Annotated in this window: 1 protein-coding gene; it reads right to left on the minus strand. The window is 56.6% G+C overall.

Going from position 1 to position 21,520, the window contains the following annotated elements; all coding sequences use genetic code 11:
• Positions 1-83: 83 nt before the first annotated feature.
• Positions 84-20,618 (minus strand): autotransporter-associated beta strand repeat-containing protein, encoded by a 20,535-nt coding sequence (locus VSP_RS42530; RefSeq protein WP_009963743.1) that lies wholly within the window; start codon positions 20,616-20,618, stop codon positions 84-86.
• Positions 20,619-21,520 lie beyond the last annotated feature (902 nt).

Below are 21,520 nucleotides of genomic sequence, written 5' to 3' on the forward strand. Positions count from 1 at the left end.
CCCAGAAGCGAGGAGGAGGCTGGTTGCGCTAAATGCGAATGGTGATCCACCTTTTAGCGGACCCCCACTCCATGGAATCTGACTCAGTTCGCTCTACGGCGACGGCGGAAGCCAAGGCACAGGAAGCCAAGCAGCAAGAGCATCATGCGGCCGGGTTCAGGCACAACACCGACCACGATGAGGACACCGTAGTCCTTGAAGTAGCCGACATCCCACATGCGGTCAGCCCCGAGCGTTGGGAGCAGAAGGTCACCAGCCAGACCACCCGAGACGTACCGGGAGCCACCCGTGTTGAAGGTGCCGCCCATGGTCCCCGACCAGTCGAGAAGCAGGAAGACATCCCCACCACGCCCGCCCCCAGTAAGGTAACCATTGTCCAGGATGGCCACACTGCCCGTGGCAGTTGAGCCAATCGTCAACGTTCCATCCACCTGTATGAAGTCGTGACTTGCAGAGTTGACTGGCGACGAGGCGTAGCCGCTGATTGTCCCAGCCACGTAGGTTTCGTAGGTGGAAACCGATGTGAGGTAGCTCGTAGAAATATTCACATCGCTGGTCGTTGCATTGCTGATCTGCAACTGCATCTGGGAATTGTTGCTAATCGTCAAAGCGCCCCCGAACTCCAGGCGGCCGTTCACGCCACCCGCTGAATCCCCAGGTGCAAGAATCCCAACCGTCGACCCAGAGCCAATCGTGGTGGCGCCAGCAATCCGGCCGGAACCCGCCAGGGTGGCGACATTGGCGGTGGCCAGTGTCGCACTCGCTGTGCCAACGGTGACAGTGCCGGTGCCCTTGAGACTACCGTTGCCGCCCAAACCAACTTGCAGAGCTCCGCGATCCACCACGGTGGTGCCGGTGTAGGTGTTGGCCCATGCGAGCACTTGGGTGGTCTGACCGGTTTTCACCAAGTTCAAGGCACCCGTTCCGTTGGTAATCGACCCAGCAAACACGGTGGAAGTCGTATCCGTGCCGCCATCCACAGTCAGAGTCTTGGCCGAGGCCCCAGAGTTGGTGATCAAACCGCCGCTGGTGTTCGATTCACTAGAGAGAGCCTTAACCTTCTCGTCAAAGTTGTTCATATCGAACGTCCCGCCATTTCGAACCTCCAGCTCGGAACCATCGGGGACGGCCCCAGCAACTCCGATCTTGACCAACCCACCTGCGACCACGGTTTTGCCACCATAGTCATTGGTGTTGTTGCCCAAGGTCAAAGTACCCGCCCCAGCTTTGATGAAGCCAGTGCCACCCGAGACTTTGCCATTGATGGTCGCCGCGACCTGAGGGCTGCTGACCGTGACGGTGTGGTTAATGCCAGCACTGAGAGACATTGCACCACTCAGGGTCAGGTTCTGGGTGCTCGCGGTCCCGCCAAATGTAAAGTCTCCGTTGACGGTGAAGGCATTGGTAATGGTGCGAACAGCGGTGCCCGCCTGGATCGTTGTCTCATCTTCCAAGGTGATGGCTCCCGTTCCGTAAGCATTGGTCGCAGCGCTGTTGTCAAGAATCAACGTTCCTGCAGCCACCTTCAGCCCGCCCGTCAGGATATGCGCCGTGCTACCAGAGAGGACCAAGGACCCATCGCCAGTCTTGGTGATCTGCCCGCCAGTCCCGGTGTAGTTCAATGGGGCACTGATGACCAACCCCATGGGAGAATCCCCTGTGATATTGATCACAGGATTGTTGTTCGACAACTCAATGGAGGACCCAGAAATGGTCGGAGTGGTGGCAATGTTGTCATTGTCCACGGTGATTGCATTCGCGGCCGAGAGGATGAGCTTGGTGGCCGTGGTCACCTGTGTCGTGCCGGATCCACCTCGGTTGTTGAATGTCAGGCTGGCCAATGTGTTGGTACCAAACATGGTCAGAACACTGCTTCCATTGAGGGTAACATTGGAGGCCGAGGCGATTTGACCCTCGAATGCGGTCATAGTGACGGTTGCCCCGTTGATCGTGAGATCTCCCGGGATCACCACTGTTCCCGCCACGTTCGTCGTCAGAGTCAGCGTCCCTTGGTTGACGATCGTACCCCCCGTATAGGTGTTGGCACCCGTGAGCGTCAGACCACCCGCACCTGACTTGACCAACGTCACCACACCCGTTCCACCCACCGACGTATCTTTGGTGTCTTTGATGAGTGAGTGGATGGTGGTCGTGTTCTGACCGATGTAAGCGATCAACTCCGTTGCGGAGGTTGCGTTTGTTCCAGCCGTCAATACACCGCGAAGAGCAAGCGTCCCAATATCCGTGTTCGCCGCGCCGCTCCTGAGCAAGCCGCCCGACTCAAGGACGAGGAGATCAGTTGCGGCCGAGTAGGTCAGGTTAATGGCGGATGCGCCCGCAAGACGCAGGGCGGTCGTGGTATTGGACGCACCAAGAGCAGTTGTGCCCGTCAGGTTGGTAGTATTTCCGGAAGCCAGGGTGCTGGCATACGTCGGAAAACCGGATGCTCCGATGACTCCTACACCAGTACTCGTGCTGTAAGCCATATAGTCATAGGTGTTGGAGGCATTGGTTCCAATCGCCCATGCGCCCATGAAGGCCATGTCCGTGGTCGCCACTCCATTGATCTGCTCCAGGAAGTACCAAGGCTGAAGCTGCGCATTGGCTCCAAGAGCGCCGCCGGAAGCAACAAAGTTGATGGTCGCGCCGCTGCTGGACGAACGGACCAAGTTGCCGATCGTAAACACCGTCGAACTGCTGCTATTGGTCGCCGTCATCGAGTTCGCACCTTCGCCCAAGGTGACCGTTCCCACACGTTCGACAGCCCCAAGACCTGACAGGGCGCTGAAATTGAGGGCACCTCCCCTCATGGAAATCGAGGCATTGTCTGCAATGCGGTTCAGCTTGTTGCTGATTCCAACTTCATTTGTCCCAGCATCAGAAAGCGCCAGCGTTCCATAGTGGATGTTGATGCTCGTGCTGGCCAGGCTTGCCTGGTCCGAGAGCGTCAAGGTACCACCGATGACATTGGTTGCACCCGTGTAGGTTTGCGCGGCCGTGATCGTCAGATTCCCTGACCCTGCTTTGGTCACCGTGACCGCATCACTGATCACGCCCGCATAGGTCGTGTTCGAGGTGGTGCTGGTGGTGAAAGTCGCGGCCGTGCTGCTGGTGATGTTTCCACCCGCTCCCGCCACAGTGTCGGAGGAACTGAGCGCTCCCACCGCCTGACTGTTCCCATTGAGGTTCAGAAGGCCACTGTTCAGGCGCAGGTCTCGCACAGTCGCAGTCGTGGCAGTCTGAGCCACCAGGAGAGTGTTATTCCCCGCATTCAGTACCAGAGTGCCCGCATTGATGTTCACCGAACCTCCCAGATAGCTCTGGGCACTGAGAGTCAGGGTGCCACTGTCAGCTTTCACAAGGCCCACTGTGGCTGAGGCACCGGTGAGGTAGCTGGAGACATTCAGATCTCCAAACGTGTGGAAATACATGAATGAGGCCGCAGTGGTGATGGCACCGCCGCTAATGGAGGAATTTCCATTCTCAGCCACAATGCCGCCGCTGGTCAGCGTAAGAGTATTGAGCGCTCCGAGGGCGTTGAATAGTGTTCCAGATTGATTGCCACCAGCGGAAGTCAGAGAACTGCCACCCGCAAGCGTCAGGCTGTTCACCGTTGTGCCCGTGGTCATGAGTTCAGCGCTGGCCACCCTGGAATTAGCCGTGGCGACCGTTACATTTCCGAACCCGGGATCCGTCGGCTGACCGGGAAGAGAAGTGAAGTCTGCCCCGGTGAGAACTCGAATGCCATTGGTGGGATCATAGGTAACAAAGCCGACATTTACCCCATCGTTGCCAACCATTTCCGCACGAATGCCATTCGTGAAGGTCGGTACCGTGCCTCCAAATTTCACGTTCACCGTCGTGTCCGAAGGAGCAGCCCCCAGGCCATTGCCTGTGAACAGGACTGTCCCGCCAGTCGCTCCCAGAGTATAAGCCGTTCCGCTGGAAGCAATCTGAAGGATGTTACTGCCGCTCCCCGTACCACCAGCGGTAACAGAGATGACGTTCTGGCCAGAGTTGACGGTCAGCGCACCGGTGATCTCGGAGAGAGCGGTGCCACCGCCCCCCACGACTGACAAGGTTCCCCCATTCAGAGTGAGTGCCTTGCCACCGAGTCGGTTGGTGACATTAGTGGCCGCGTTGTTAAGCTCCAAAGTGCCACCATTGACAGTGAATGATGAAGCACTCGCCAAGGCCCCGGACTGGCCAAGGATCAATTTACCCTGGTTAACCGTCACCGCACCCGTGATGCCGTTGTTACCATTCAGAGTCCAGGTGCCTGCACCATTCTTGATGATGGCGGTGGCGTTGGAAGAAGTGGTCGAGAGGTTATTGAAGGCCGCAGCGATCACCCCATCTCCCGAACCACGAAGGTACAGAGTCTTGGCCCCGGCACCAGTGGCGGCAAATGCTGACGTGTAGGTCAGACTCCCGGCGCCTGCCACTTCAAGAGCAACGCTGCCGGTCGTGCCAGCGAAAGTTACAACACGATCGGTGGTTGCATTGGTACTGCCGATATAACGAAACCCGGCAAAATTCGCTGAACTGCCGAGCACGAGCGTCGAATTAGAGGTAGCCGTTGCAGCCCCCAACGAGCCCGCGCCAGCCCCAATGTTCCCGATCGAATTGAATGCCAAGGTGCCGCGAGTCACCGTAGTGGCTCCCGTGTAGTAGCTGACACCAGTGACCGACCAGATGCCGGCACCATCTTTGTTCAGGCGGACGATGCCGTTGTTTTCCATGAGGCTACCGGAGAACACGTTGCTTCCAGTTGAAATGCCTTGCAGGGTGAACGCCTTGGTCGTCACCGCCGCACCCAACGTGTCACCGTCGCTCATTCCCTGGACGTTGCCGCTGAGGGTCAATGCAGCTCCATATTGGCTTGCGTTATCAATGACGCCTGCCCCGCCGGTACCCACCAACTGGAACAAACGGTTCGTAGAGGCATTGGCATTGCCCAGATACTGCAATGTGCCTGCATTGCCAGCTGATCCCAGACGAATCGCCCCGTCTTCGTAGGTGCCCGTACCGATGGAGCTGGCATTGCCTCGATCAGCCAGACTGGTCACGATCAGTGTTCCCGCCTGGATCTCGGTCACCCCACCGTATGTACTATTGGCCGAGGTCAGCGTGACCGTTCCGGCTGTCGTTTTCACAAGCCGGGCTGGGATCGAGTTCCCGGAGGTCCCAACATCCGCCAGGCTGGCGCGAATGGTCCCCGCCTGAACCGAGATGGTGTCAAAGGTGGTCGTCAACGTACCTGTGCCGTTGATGATACCGTTGATCAGATTGATCCGTCCCACTGTGTCGTTGAAGGCCCCGAGATTCAGTGTGGCCGTGGCTGCATTAAGAATAAGGCCACCTGATGAGAGGGCATTATTGATTCCATAAGTCAGCGATCCCTGGAGAATTGTGGTATCACCGGTGTAGGTATTTGCGGCGTTAAGCGTGATGTCGCCCGATCCAGTCTTGGTAAGGCCGCCATTTCCACCGCCGCCCACAGCATTCCCGAATACGACGTTATTGCCATTGGTATCGAAGGTGCCTCCCGCCGTCTGGTAGTCGGCATAGGCAATCCCGGGTGCATCTGTCACACCGAGCGTAATCACCCTGCCACCTGACGTGAGATCGAAGCTTGCTCCGTACTTGAAGGTGCCGCCGTTCATGACCAGGGAGGTGCCCGTACCAATCTGGTTCACAGCACTGATCTGCAATACACCTTGGTTGATGGTGACTGCGCCAGTGAAGGTGCTGCCCGTGGCAGAAGAGAGAATGAGCGTGCCCGCACCGGACTTGGTGAAGGCAGCCGTCGTTGTAGTGAAGGGCGAGTCAACCGTCAGTGTACCGGTGTTGGTTACATAGACGATGTATTCATTGGCAGCGCCAGTGGTGATACCAGAGTAGCCGTCAATTCGACCACTCAGGTTCGAGGTTCCGGAGACGTTCGCCTGCATGATGGCACCGCTCGTGATCGCAAGCACCCCAGTGCCAGACATCGTCACATCCGTCGTGCCAGTATCGATCCTAAGACTGTTCGCGGTAGCAGCTCCCAAGCCCGTGGTGGTCGCGGAAATCGCGAAGTTGGAGGTTGGAGTCCCCGTCAGGTTGGCATAGGCAGTTTCGTACTCAGCGGTGGTCAATGGACGGTAGCCCGTGGTGGCGGCATAGGTCACGAAGCTGTTCCCCACACCGTGAGTGGTGCTTCCAGCGGCCGTATTGTCACCAATGATCCAAGGTGTGATGCTGATGGTTTTGCTCCCCGCAGCACCACCGCCACCAATAAAGTTATTGCCCGTAGGAGTGACGGCATTGGTGAGGCGCCCTGTGTTCAGGTTGCTGCCAGAGATGTCACCAAGGTTGTTCCCGCGAACGAGGAGGGTGGAACGGTTGTTGCGCTGGATGTCGTTTGCAGCAACCCCCATGGTGCGGATGGCCGATCCGTTCGAAGCGTTGGCCTGAAGCGTGATGGTATTGGCACCACCGAGCAGGTTCAGCACCCCGATAAATTCCGTCTTGCTGGAGTCGTTGCGATCACTGTTGGCACGCAGACCGTCTTTGCCGCCAGTATTGATCAAGGTGACCATCGCGGTGTCACGGATTTTGCTGAAAGCTTCCGTACCGGAGTTGAAGTCCAGCAATATCGTGCCTGCATTCAAGAAGTATGAATTTGCGCCGTTGACGTTCGAAACGTTGCGAGAGGAGAACGTGATTTGACCACCTTCCACGACAATATTGCCAGCGAAGGTATTCGCGATGCCGTTGAAGTTCAGCACACCGGTGCTGTTGGACTGGTAGACCAGCGTCCCAGTTCCGGTGAGGTTTCCATTCCAGTTCTGGTTATTGGTCCCGGTGACACTGTTGATACGGAGAGTGACGTTCGCGGCAATGTTCACGCCCGTGTTGGCCGCCGTGGAGCTTGAACCATTGACCAGGCCTCCAATGGTTTCATTGCTCTGGACATCGAGGTAAGCGCCAACACGGTGAGCCAGCACCACCACGGAACTGTCGCCAATAGCCCGGCCACCAGAAGCCTGCACTCCGCCTTCGTAGATGGAAAGATTTCCAGCGAACGTATTGTCGCCGTTGAGGACAAGGAGTCCGGAGCCAAGTTTGGTGACCCCCTGGTCGCTTCTAATATTCGCCGCCACTGTGGTGGTGCCCGTGTTGTAAAGGGCAAAGATCAGGTCACGCGCTTCGTTCTCAGACTCCAGGATGCTTCCTTCGGTGCCAATTGTCACGGCGCTTGCACCAGCAGTGCTCGTCACCATGATATTGCCAGTGGTCACGCCCAGTGTCTTGCCGGCGGCAACGCTGAAATTGGCGGCTGCATTGGCGTCGTAGCGAAGGCTGTTGATCACCACATCATTCGCTACACTACCGGCAGGCCCGGCAGAGAGGTCAATGTTGCTCCCGGCGGCCCATGATGCAAGATTAGTCACATTGACACCCGTGAGGCGGCTCACATTGCCTGCCGCATCGGTCACGCCAAAGCCCATCACCCCTGAAGCATCCTTCACGAAAAGGCCGCCAAAGGTAGTGCCAGCAGCATAAACTGCCGTGTTGGCACTGTCAGCAAAACGGAAGACACCGTTCCCGCCAGACATGTCGTAGGTGAGCACCCCGGTCAGCGGACCAGAGAAGGAGTTGTTATTATTCCGCTGATAGGTCACGGCGCGAAGCATGGTCGAAGACCCGGCGATCACCAAGTCCGCAGCCCCCGTGCCAAGCTGTAGACCCGTGACATCCTCCACAATTGCCACCGTGTTGGAACCCTTGAGCACCAGTGACCCGGCACCGATCTGAGCGCTATAGTCGTTGGCGTTGATGGCCAACGTGCCAAATCCGAGGAGAGCAGTAGAGGAGAGCTTGGTTCCTGTGTTCAGTCCGTAGTCGAGCACCAACGAACCGCCCCTCAGTGTCGTGCTACCTGTATAGGTATTGTCACCCGCCAACACCAATGTACCCGCATAACGCTTCACGAGTGCGGCACTGGTTCCTGTACCGATGATGCCTGCGTTAATGGTCACATCTGCCGCAGCACCCGCTGAGTCATTGATATCGAAGTTCCTGGACGCGTTGAGCAAACTCACAAAGCCGGAAATGGCACCCACGTCACCAACCGTTGCCCCGAGACCCGTAGTAGAGCCCTGGTAGTAAAAGCTGCTGTTAACCGCCAGAGTATTGCCGCCCAAAAGAATGGTCTGAGTTGCCGCATTGGGTGCCCCAGTACCAAGGCCCTGACCACCTGTCATCACCACGGTAAGCGTGGCTGGGCCTGCGGATGTCTGCATCTGAGAGATATCCAGCACACCCGAACCGAATCTGAAGTCGTTTGCGATGTTCATGTCGCCAACATTTTCAAACTTCAGCACCCCAGCAGCATTGGTGGAACTGTTCCCCATGTACAGATAGTTCAACCGTACATAGTTGGAGCCCGATACGCCGTTGCCCACGAGTGTCAGAGTGCCATTGCCTATCTTGGTGATGGCGTGCGCCCGCGTGGTGAAGTCCACACCACCCGTGAAGGTAGCGGTTTGGCCTGCAGCAACGTTTACAGTCACATCCTGGCCGTCCAAAGCAGCCGTACCGCTGGTGAACGCGCCGGTGAAAGTGGTATCCCCCGTCACCAGAACGGTAACGCCGCCGGTGCCGTGTGAAATCACCTTGTTGGCAATCGTCAATCCACCCACTTCAAGCACTGCGCCCGACTGTCTCAAGATGATGTCACCCGTGCCTGCTGCCGTGTTCGAACCAAGCACCAAGGTGCCGGCGTCAATGATGGTACGGCCGGAGTAGGTATTTGCCCCATCCAAGATCCAGCGACCTGCGCCGGCCTTGACAACTTCGGTGATTCCACCTGTTCCGTCTCCAATAATGGACGAGAATCGGTTGTCCGCGGTGTTGCTACCTGTCAGCAGGAACTGGCGCGCACCCGAGCCAGCAAAGGCAATCGCGCCCGCATTGCTGAAGATGAGCGCACCAGTGGTACCCGAAGAATCAATCCCGCCGGTCACCGAATGGATGTTCAAGGTCGAGTTGCCGTTGGCATTCGCGCGGAAAGCAACCGCGGTCGTACCCAGGGTGAACAAACGGTCTGTCGTTGCGCCTGCTCCGGTATACTGAAGCACCCCGCCATCAAGGACCAAGCTCGCCGCATTGGTGGTTGCGCTGGTCGAATCACCGCGTCCGATCGAGCTGTTTTGCCCAATGTTTGCCAACGACGATACGGACAGAACGCTCGTGCTGAACGCAGACCCGGAGTTGGCACCACCGCCCGTGACAGTCGTCACGCCCGTGTAACTGCTGTTCACGTTGGTAAGAACCAGCGTACCGCCCCCTGTCGTGGTATTTGCGGTGGTCTTGGTGAAGCTCAGTTTCCCTGTTCCGTCCTGGAGAAGACCGGCAAACGTGGACGAAACCACCGTTCCGATGGCACTGTCGGTGTTGATGGAGCTGAACGTTGAACCGGACAACAATGAGGAATTGATGACAGCATTCGCATTGGTTGACGAGAGATTGGTCACGGCGAGACTTGCGATTCCCAACTGCAAAGTTCCGCCATTGAACGTGAACGTAGTGCCGAAATTGCTCGTAACCGCACCAGCGGCATCAAATCGCACGACACCGTCATTCAATACAGTACCACCTGTGTAGGTGTTCGCGCCGGTGAGCACGAGCGTTCCAGTACCGGACTTGACCAACGTCACAGCTCCGGCCCCTGCATTGTTGGCAATCGCCGAGCCAATGGTGAGTGCCTGGGAGGAATACTGATGGATGAACAAGTTGGACGCACCGGTGGTATTGGCAGTGAGAGTGCCGCCATTGATGCTTCCCGCCCCTGTTCCCGTCACCAGGAGGCCGCCAGAATTGACCGCCAGGGTATTTCCAGCGCCAATGTTCAAGGCTGTAGCCGCTGCCAGGGTCAAGTTGAGGGAATTGATCGTACGTCCCGCAGTGAGGGTCGTGTCAGCGGTCACTTTGACGTTGTTGGTTGCAGCCCAAGTATTCTCAGCCGTTGTGGTGTAGGTCTGCAGGGCACGGACGGAACCTGCAGTTGCCGTCGTGTCATAGGTGGCAAAATCAGTCCCGTTGACAGTGGCCCATCCGCCCATGATGCCATTGGTGACCGTCGGTGCAGTGGAGAGCACAATCCGGTTACGAGTGCTGTCCCCTAATCCGACCCCAGAGAAGTTCGCTGTTGCGGTAGCCCCTCGCGTTCCCAAACCGCCTGTGAATGTCAGGGTGCTCGTCTGCCCCGATTCAGCCTGGGTGGTAGACACTTGAGCGGATCCAGCCGAGAGTACGAGTTGACCAAGCGTCTCAGTGTAGTTCACCAGCCCACCATTATTGGTGAACTGGAACGCCCCACTACCCGTGAAGGTCAGGGCCGCGGCATCGCCGATCCGGTTCACTCCAGTGGCAGCGAACGTATTGGCGATCTGCACCACCGCTCCCCCTGTGATGGTCAGACCAGAACTGGTGCTGATGGATCCCACCGCACCCTCGATGCGCAACACACCGTTGGCGACAGTGGTCAATCCAGTATAGGTATTGGCACCTTGCAGGGTCACCGTACCACTGCCGTCCTTGGTCAAGGTTGTCCCCGTAATCGCAGTACCTGCACCCGTGGAGTTGAGGTTCGTTGCGATAGCAGCTTGCACAACGATGTTACCAGCCCCACCCAGAGTCAGGTTGTTGCCCGTAGTGCCGGCATTTGTGACCTGCTGAGTAAGTGTGAGAGTACCCGCATCCGAATTGATGCGGGATGCCGCGTTGAGGAAGATCTGCCCCGACCACGTATTGTTGCCACTCACGTTGCGAAGACCGCCACCGTTGACGATACCCGTGCCCGAGAGTACCAGGGATTCATCACCCACCGAAATGTTGCCAGCGAGTTCCAACGCGGCACCCGAAGCCACAATGGTGATCGGCCCCCCGGAAATGTATGCTGTGCCGAAAGTCGCTGTATCACGTCCGAGACCGGTCAAGCCTAGCGCATTGCTGTGTTGAATACGCAACGCGCCCGCGCTGATGGTCATCAGCCCTTCGAAGTCCGTGTTGTTGCCGGACAACACCAAAGTGCCCAACCCGTTCTTGGTGAGGTTGGCACCTTCAAGCAGGCCACCGAAGGTGAGGGTGGTGTTCGTGTTGGTAGTGATGGTATTGGTACCAGCATTCACCCCAGCGACAATCGTGCGGTCGCTTGCGATAGTTAGGTCCGCAGTGGACTGGAAGGTGCCCCCGTTGATCACCAGTCGATTTCCATTGGCACCGAGCGCTGCATTCGAGCCAACCCGCAGGGTGCCTGCAGCAACCGTGATGTCGCCAGAAAGGCCGCTATTGTTGCCAGACAGTAGTAGCACCCCTGCTCCAGACTTAACAAATCCTGCGGTCCCCGTAATCGGACCGCCGAACACAACCATCCCCGAGGTCAACAACGGCCCGCTTGAGATGAAGGTATTGGCCACATTGAGATTCCAAGTATTGGAGCCCAACGCGATACTGCCCGTAAAGACCATGCCACCACCGGCACCGATGTTCGCGCTACCAATGGTCACATCATTGTTAATGGTGATGTTGTTGGTAAAAGTACGACCCGTGCTGTCGAAGTTTTGAATGGCACCGCCGTTCAGGATGATGTTGGCCGCACCCCACGTGCTGGCCTTGGATCCCCCGTAAGCTCCAAGGGCACCGCCATTAACGACGATGGTGTCCGTCACAACGGACTTCCAAGTGCCCAGCAAGCCCTGGTTTACCGTAAGGGCTCCCGTGAACGTATTCGTCCCGGCCAGCACCAGCGTGCCCGCCCCAGATTTGGTCACAGCCACCGCGCCCAGCCCGTTGTTGACGATGGAGGATCCGATGGTGAACACATTCGAGGTAGCCGTACTATTATTGATAAGCAACTCCCCTGCCGCGTCTGCCCCGGTACCCGCAGTGAGATTTCCTCCGAAAATTCCGCCGCTGGCCACCGTGCCACTCACCAGGATACCGTTCCGCAACCGCAAGGTAGAACCTGCTCCCAAGGAAACACTGCCCACCGGAATGGCAGCAGCATTGGGCTTGAGGTTCAACGTGGAGATTTCTGTCACCCCGGCGTTCGACACGGCAACAATGCCTTCCATTTTGACGTGGTCAGCGCCGGTCCAAGTGCCGGCATTGCCGGAGGTCACGTAGTCGGATCCGGTCATGGCAGTGACTCCCTGAACCGAATCATACTTTGCAAACTCAGTTCCGTTCACGGTTGCCCAAGCACCAATGAATCCTGCTGCCTGGTCGGTCACCCGGATTCTGTTGGTGGCATCAAGCCCCAGACCGACCCCAGTAAAATTCACCGTGCCGGCCCCCGTTCTCGCGAGTGACGAAAAGGTGAGGGTGCTGGTGCCCAGCGTGTTTTGGGTGGAGTTAATCGTATTCGCACCGCGATTCACGTTCACGGTTCCCGTGGTTTCCGTGAAGGAGGCTGCCCCAGCGGTGTTGTTGAAGCTGAAGGTCCCGCCATTCATTGTGACGGCGGCACTGTCGCCAATCCGGTCACCATTGTTGGCAGCAGCCGTATTTTGCAGCTCAAGGATGCCGTTGGATACCACCGTCAGTCCCGAGGAGCTGGCAACCGAGCCTGCAGTTCCAGAAACACGTAATGTCCCGGCGCGCACAATCGTCGCTCCGGTGTAGGTGTTGTTACCGGCCAGCACAAGCACCCCAGTATTGAGCTTGGTCAGAGCCAAGCCAGAGGCAGACTGCCCAATGGCAGAGTTGATGGTGGAGGTCACACCAGAACTGACACCGATAGCTGAGTTGGATGCCAGCGTGATTGGACCGTTAAAGGTTGCGGCAGCCGTGACGACCAGAGAGCCACCGTAGGCCCCCTGAGCGCCAATTGAGGAATCCCCGACGCCATTGAGAGTGATATACTCAGAGATGGTACTTGCTCCGGTGACGACCATTTCAGCACCATTGAGAACCTTGACCCCTGAATTGGGGCCCACCGCACCTAGGACGAGACCGTTGGTGCCCCCGACGGACAGGCGCCCTTTGGCCACCGTGATCTCGCTGGTATAGTTATAAGTCGTCGTAGCAAGGGTGAAGGTGCCATAGCCCGTCTTCAAAATATTTCCGGAACCAGAGATCTGGTTTCCGTCGTCGATGTTGAAGTTGCTGCTGCCGGCGACCTTGAACTCAGCTCCGCCTGCGCCCACTACGATGGACTTGACACTCGTGACGTTCCAATTGGAGAAAACCAGAAGACCGGCACCATTTTGCACAGTAATGACACGAGAGGCCGTGCTGCCGATACCCGACGAATCGGCACTGTTGCCGTTGCTTCCCAATGCAAGGAAACCCTGATTGACTAAAATATTGCCGGTGAAAGTGCTGTTTGCGTTGCCAGTCAGCGACAAGGTGCCTGCCCCATCCTTCACGAACCCCCCCGTACCAGTCAGCGCGCCCGTCAGCGACGTGACGCCGTTGTTCACGGTAATCGTGCGCAGGTCGCTTCCGGTGTTAATGACACCTGCCAGGATCAAGTTCCCCGTGTTGCCCGCTTCACCAAAGGAGCCAGTGGCCGTTAAATCAACGGCATTCAACAGAGTCCGAGTTCCGGCACCATCCGAGGCAAGCACTCCACCAGCCATGGTCAGCTTCCCAGAGCCCAAAGCAAAATCGTTACCGACAAGCAAGCTGCCACCGCTCAGGAGGGTGCCGCCTGTGTAGCTGTTGATATTGGTCAATCGAAGCTTCCCGTTCCCGCTCTTCTGAAGCGTTCCTGCGAAGTTGGTATCGTTGAGAGCATTGTTGGAAATGACAGCCGAGATAGTCAGGGTACCGCTGTTCACTGTGACGGGAAGGGTTGTGGCAACCGTTCCATCTCCAATCTTCAAAAAGGGAACAGAGATGATGTGGTCGGCATCCGCAGACACAATACCTGTTTTGACGGCAAGCGAGTTGGCACCACTTCCGGTAACGTCCAGAATGGTCGAACCGCCAAGAGCCAAGGTATTGAGCTTCCGGTAGGCAGATGATGTCGGATTGTTGTCCAGATTGATATCTGTGCCCACAATCGGCGCGGCATTCACTGTGTAGTCAAGCCAAGTCGATTCCCCGGTGGACACTGCGGTGGAAAGCGCACGCACTGAGAAGTTCCCGCCGCCGATGTCAGCGTACTCAGCAAAGGCACCACCAATCGTCGCCCAGCCACCGATCAGACCCGTGAAAGACGAATTGCCCTGAATAGCATTGAACACGATCCGATTCCGAGTGCTGTCCCCCAGGTTAAAGTCGGCAAAGTTCACGGTTGCGCTCCCGGATCGAACCAGATTGGCGAACGTAAGGGTGCTAGTCTGACCTGTCGCAGCTTCCGAGGTGGCGATTTCCGTGTGCCCGCCTGAAAGTGTCAGAACTCCGAGAGTCTCGGAATAATTGGTCCCGGCTGCACTATCGTGAGTGAAGGAGATGGCACCGGAATTGACGACGTTCACCGCCGTTGAATTGCTAACCCGGTCGGTATTGTTTGAGGCGCTGGTGTTCGCCATTTTAAGGGAACCGCCTGCCAGTTCAAGGCTGGCCACGTTGGTCATGGTGGCCCCACCCGACAATTGGAAGGTCACATCCCCAGCAGTGGTCAGCGCGAAACCGCCTCCTGTCACTCCCCCTGTAAGAAGCAAGGCTCCTGATGTACTGCGAATGCTGCTGGCACTGGTCAGAGTGACGGCACCTGCGTAGCTGTTGCTGCCAACCATGTTACGAAGGGCTCCTTGACCGCCCACGCCGGATCCACTGAGGCTCAGTGATTCCGCGCCAATGGAAATTCCATTCACAAGCTCTAAAGTCGCACCGGATGAAATCAATGTCCCCCCAGCAGTCGAGCCGAGCGCCCCAGCACTCCCAACCCGAAGGACTCCTAGATAAACGTTCGTGGTTCCGGAATAGGTGTTGGCCCCGCCAATGTACAGGGTGCCGTTTCCAGTTTTGAACATCGAATCCGCCCCGATTCCGTTGTCAGCAATCACCCCTGAATACTCCATCGTTTGCCCAGCCGTCACGACTTCAAAGACACCACCTCCAGATCCAGTGGCAGATCCGAGCACTATGCCTCGATTGGAGTGAATAGTCGTGTTTCCGGAAGCGCTCAGGATTCCGTTGTTGAGCACGATATTGTCAGAAACAACCGTTGCGGGTGCACTACCGAGTGAACTGTCTAGGGCAATGCGAAGAGTCCCCCCAAGCACCTGAAGCGCCTTTGACCCGGTCAGGTCAAAGGTGTTGTTGTTGTTGGCTGTTAAAGCGAGAATGCCGTTGCCGGTTTTGGTAAGGGTTCCTGAGCCAGTGATGATCCCGGAGAAAGTCTGCACGTTAGTGGTCGGCGAAGTGTTGACCTCAATAGTGCGATTGATCCCGCCTCCCCAATTGACCGTGCCGGAATAGGTCGTAGCCCCTTCATTGTACTGGCCGAACGTGATATTGGTAGCCGCAGAACCCAGCACGATGGCATTGGCAATAGTGCGACCATCGCTCGACACTACGGTGTTGTTACCACTGATGGTGAACGCACCCGTTCCCAAAGCGGCGTTGTTGGAAGCCAGGCGCAAACCACCCGCTTGCAAATCCACGCCACCCGTGAAGGTGTTCGCCCCGCCAAGCTGGAGGATGCCCGCACCCGTCTTGATGATTTGAGAATCACCGCCGATAATAGCAGAAACAGAAAGCGTAGCGCTGGTTTGGCTCGCCAACTTTCCATCGATCTCGATGGCACCGATATTGAAGGTTTTCGCTCCTCCAAGAAGACTCAGCGTGCCAGTGAGGCTCGACGTCGACGCCACATTCGAACTCGTGGCAGTCACAGCATTCGAAGCGGTCAAAGTGAGAGTGCCCCCCGTAGTCACCGTCGGATTCGATGTCCCCCCAATATTGTTGAACGTCAGGCTGGTGAGAGAATTGTTGCCGGCCAGCGTCAAGGTTGAACCGCCGTTAAGGGTGATGGCTTGGCTCGCAATCGTGCCATTGATCTGCCGCACAACGCCGTTGTTAATGATCAACCCGCCGCCCGGCAGGTTACCTGCGGCACCACCGGAGATACCGATATCCAACTGCTGCTGGTTAACCACTGTCCCACCGGAATAGTTGTTCGTGTCATTGGCCAGCACAACCACTGGTGTGCCAGACGAAGTTCCTTGGTTGCCGCCCCAGTAGATCACACGCAAAGGCTGGCCCGCGTTGTCAACGATCCGTGAGTTAATCGTCAAGGCGTTGGCCACCGTGGTGGTGTAGTAATAAAGGTACAGATCAACGGGAGACGTCGGCGCAGCACCACCCGCAGTGATGACGCCTTGAACACTGGACGTGCCGATCGAAGCGGTTCCTGCGGCATTGGTCCCCGTAATGTTCTGAATGATGAGTCCCCCACCTGCCAGATTCAGCACATCAGTGGCGGCGGCGAAGGTGAGATTGACATTCGTCCCTGTGGTAGTGGTCCCAGATGGAGCCACGTTACCGACGTTCAGCGTGTTGACTGTCAAGCCACCCGATGCAATCTGCACTGCGGTTGAGTTGTTGGTGACGACTCTCACGTTCGACGTGGCCGTTCCCGTTACTGGGGTAGCAGGATTGGTTAAAGTAGACGTATACCCCGCATAGCCCGTGGTGGACAAAGCTCCGACGCCCAAGCCATCAATATAGCTGGCATACTCAACACTCGTGGTGTTGAAATAGCCGCTGTTGGCGACCGCCCAAGCCCCCATGATGTTGTTGGTCAACATGCCGCTGTTGTAGCCGTTGATAACAATGTTTTCCTGGTTCCCGCTGATGGTCCCCATCTGACCCGCACTCGTGTTGGTGTAGTTCTGGGAAAATGTCAGGGTGGAGCCGGTGGAAGCGTCGCGGACAAGCCCGCCAACACGCAGAATTCCCGTTTGTGGCGGATATTGGCCACCGTTGTTTCCCGTTGACGCGCTAATCGTATTCGCACCGATACCCAAGGTAACCACCCCGACCGTCTCAGAGGACAAGGCACCCGCACGACCAAAGAGGGAGAGCGTGCCACCATTCAAGGTGATCCCCGCACTGTCGTTCAGCCGATTGAGATTGTCGGAAAGGTTGCTGTTATCCAGCAATAGAGTCCCGAAGTTTACGGTCACGGAGGAAGTGTTGGCCAGGGCTCCATCGTCCCGAACACGCAATGTGCCGCCGGTGACAACAGTGGCGCCCGTATAATTGTTCGCCGTCGTGAGGAACAGAGTGTTCCCCCCAGCCTTCACGAGGGAAACGCTGTCCGTGATCAGCCCAGAGAAAACCCCATCAACACCTGACGCGTTCTGCGTCACAAGCATACTGCCTGCACTACCCTTGATGGTGCCACCCGCGCCTGGGAGCGCAGTGCCCACGGAGTTGAGAGTGGCCACCCATTGCACATTCCCATTCAGGTCCAGGGTGGAACCCTGGTTGACGTTCATCGTCTGGTTTTGAAGAATCGTATTGATGCCAGCATTCAGAACCAAGGTGCCTTCGTCGAGGTTGGTCGTACTGGAGTAAGACTGCTTAAGCCCCAGGATCATCGTTCCACCAAGAGCCTTTACAAAACCGTTGGAGCCAGTCATCAGAGACTGGAAGTTCAAGGTGGAACCTGCCGCCACCTGGAAAATTCCAGTATTGCCCCCCATCGCCAGCGAAGTCAGCTGAATGGTGTTGTTCCCTCCATTCACCAGCACTGCCCCCGTCGTCAAGGTAAGCACACCCGAGCCGAGTCCACCTAGGGTGAGATTGTTTCCGCTCACCGCTACCGCATTCAGGGTGCGGGAGGCGCCCAGGAAGCTGTTGCCAGAGACTTTCAACGTGGCCGTATCCACTGCCGCATTGAGATTGTTGGTGGTATTGTACCCCGTGTAAGCTTCCACCCCGTTCGCCGTGTAAGTGGCGAAGTCCGTTCCGCCATTAATGGTGAACCTTTGGACAATTCCGTTCACAGGAGTCACCCCAGATGCAAAGAAGACCTTGTTGGTCGATCCCAGCCCTGCAGCATTGATGTTCAACATACCACCGGTGTTGTTAATCGTGAGGCCTGTGAAATTTAATGTACCCGAACCCGTGCCAGTCATGTTGATGTTGCTGGAACCAATGTTGATCACCAGCGCACCGATCGATTCTGTAGACCCGGCGGTGTTGCTGATAAAATTAAGTGTGCCCACGCTCATGGTGAGCGCCTTGCCACCCAAACGATTGGCAACCGTTGGATTGGCAGTGCTGTTATCCAAAGTCAATGCGCCACCTTGGTTCACAGAGAACGATGCGCTCGCTGCAGCTCTTCCGTTGGCCCCGGAGAATGCAAGGGTGCCATAGTTAACGGTGGTGGCACCCGTGTAGGCGTTGTCTGTGGTGATATTCCAGGTCCCCGTACCCATCTTGGTCAAGGTGCCGGTCGTAATCCCCAACAAGGTATTCACGTTGCCAGTACCAGCACCTCCAAGGGTGAGGTTCTGAGTTCCCGTTACACCATTGGCTGCGCCATTTAGATTCAAAATGGCACCACTATTCACACCAATCATTCCAGCTGCAGAGAGCGTAATGGTGCCAGTGATCGTTGAAGCACCTGAGTAGCCCACAAGTGCCCCGGCAGTATCGATACCAGTGTTTGCAATTGTGAAGTTCTCTGCAGTGGATACTCCAGCAATTTCCACTGCCGCGCCGGTGTTGTTGGCAACTGTAGTTGCGCCTGCGGTAGTACCCAATCCGCTAGCGTTGGTCACGCGGACGGCACCGTCATTGACTGTCAGCGCACCAGTCCAAGTGCTGTTGGCAGCAGCAATAACAAGAGTACCATTGTCGTTCTTCACCAACGCATTGCCGACGGCAGATAGGCCAAAGGCGGTCGCAAGCGTCACAGTGGTGCCAGCCGTCACGTCAATAGCACTGGTCCCATTGGCAAGGATTATAGTTTGCGCAACAGAATAGGAGACAGGCACCGCGGGAGTGCCACCTCCAAATCGCAAGCCTTGAGAGGCGCTGTTGGTGTTGATGGTGACTGTATTGAGATTGTTCCCCAAGGCATTTGCGCCATTGGCCTGAACGAAACCCGCATTGATTTGGACGTTTGAGCCCCCCACTGCTCCAAACGTGTTGTTTGCATTGCCAAGAACCAGCACACCGTTGCCGATCTTGGTAAATCCAAAAACTCCGCTTACCACACCCCCGAGGACAACACTCTGTCCCATGTTGGAAGCTCTGGCCCCACCAGCAATGTTGAAAGTCGGATTGGCCCCCGCCAGGGTTGTTCCGCCAGCAAACTCAAGCGTATACTGGTTGTTGGCGTTCACGACCAGCGATTGACTGTTGAGCGATAAGCCACCCATTTGAATGGTCTTATTGAGCGCAGTCGTCGCCGTGCGGTTCAGGTTGATGGTCACCGTACCATTCGTGCCAGTGAGAACGACGTTGTCGCCGCCAGTCGAAAGCGTCTGAGTAGATCCACGCGCATCGCCATCCAAAGTCAGATTGTAAGTTGTACCATCCGCTAGATTGATGGTATTGGCAGTGGCCGCGGCGAAATTGGCCAAGTTGTTAACATTCAACGTCCCAGCCAGGAGGGTCACCACTCCGCCGCCGGACATGCTTCGGGCCCCAGCCCCGGTTCCAAAAATCAACGTCGTGCTGGCATTGTTCAATGCCAAGGTTCCATTATTGATCACATTACCCATCCCGAGAACAGATCCGGGGAGCACCCCGTCCCCCACCTGCAGCGTACCTGCGGAAATAGTGGTTGTTCCGGTGTATGTATTGGCACCAGCGAGCACCAAGGTGCCAGCACCTGTTTTGACAAGGCTAAAAGCTCCACCACCAACACCTTCTTTGATAATCCCCTGGTAGAGATCACTGCCGGAGGCAACACCAACAGTCAACGTCTTGGCCGAGGCATTGCCATTTTCGATGACCGCGTTTCCACCGCCTGAAAGACCTGCCACCGAAACGTTGCCCGCTCCGCTGAATCGAAGTGTACCATCATCTACGGTCAACTTACCCGTGAAACCTGCGGTTCCGTTAATAATGAGCGTGCCGGAGACCGAGTCTTTGGTGAAAGCTCGAGACCCGCCGGATTCCGTGATATTTCCCAGGCTTAAGGTCCCTCCTGCCCCATTGAAGAAGTTCACGTAGAGATCGGAGTTTAGCTGAATATCAGCAGAGACAGTGTTCGACCCAAAACCCCACTGTTCAATCACAGCAGGCGAAGCACCATTGTTCAGGATCAACTTCTTGCTCGGCTCAGACGTAGATTTCAGCGTCATCGAGAACTGACCATTTGGATCCCCTATGGCCAACGTTCCCAACGTGATATCATTGACCAGATTGATGGAGAGATCTTGATTGAGGATGGGCGCTGTCCCATCTGCTACATCAAAGGAGCCGATGTACGCATAATCTCCGATCGCGTTAGGGAACAGAGAGCCGGTGGATACTCCGCTGGCATCCCGCCAGCCATTTGTCGTTTGCCAACTCTGGTCTGACGCTGAAATAATCTGCCAATAGTACTTGGCTGCCTGCAAAGGTTGGGAAATCTGCGACCACGCTAGGATGGCCATCATGAATCCGCCGAGGGGACCGCGAGATTTGCGCAGGGTTTTCAGGCTGTTCATATTACGTTTGGGAGTCAAAAATGCGAAATAATCAAAAAACATGGTGGAGATTCGGCAAAACACGCAATCAAATGTCCCGAATATCCCTAGCTAGCTCGGACTTGCTCCTAGTAGCCCTCCTTGGTCCAGCCCCGCCGAAGCCGCTCAACGTGATGCAATTACGTCGTCCCTGAAAAAAAAACCAAACCCTGAAAAGGCTGGAGTCGCAATCGGCGATGTACAATGTATTGCTCAAGTGTTGCAGAATGAGATGTAAGGGGCCGATTTCACAACAGGGGCGTAGGTTCGGCAAGACTAATTTTTTGCCTCCCACAAGAATTTGGTTCACCCCCACTTAGCCGCTCCTTCACCCCATCCATTGCCACACCCCATTCACACCAAGCATATTGCTTACCCTCACCCGAACACGCCAAGACGAGCACACAAGGAGGAGTTTTCGTATTCGCCGCCCTCCACAGCATCTAACGATTGACAATATTTAGGATATATTTAATATTAATCCTAAATTGCCCACGCCGTGTCGCCGTCGTCATACCTTATTGCCGTTCCGCTGGGCATCGTTGCCGCAGCAGGTTGGGTAGTCCGGATACAAGACACTAGTTTTGCCGCTTCCCCGCGGACGGCTAACATTCAGCAGGTGGCAAGACACGCGCCTTTGCCCGACAAGGGTGAATTTGCAGAACCTGCTCCTGGGGCGCGGCTGGATCATGGGCGCTATGGCTGGGAGCAGACAGATCCCTCAGCGGGTGGCTCAACTTTGGGAGACAACATCCAACGTCGTCCGTTGGGCTCCAGGCAGTCGGGTGCAGGAGTCCCGTGGCTGGATCAGCCAGGGCCTGGGCCTGCTGCGCCAACCGTCAAATCTCTTGAGAACATCCCAGGGTATATTCCCGTTCCCGAAC

This window comes from Verrucomicrobium spinosum DSM 4136 = JCM 18804 (genome assembly GCF_000172155.1).
Taxonomy (GTDB): Bacteria; Verrucomicrobiota; Verrucomicrobiia; order Verrucomicrobiales; family Verrucomicrobiaceae; genus Verrucomicrobium; species Verrucomicrobium spinosum.

Excerpts from the sequence above, each read along its gene's own strand:
- VSP_RS42530 (WP_009963743.1), bottom strand. The coding sequence starts at position 20,618 with ATGAACAGCCTGAAAACCCTGCGCAAATCTCGCGGTCCCCTCGGCGGA.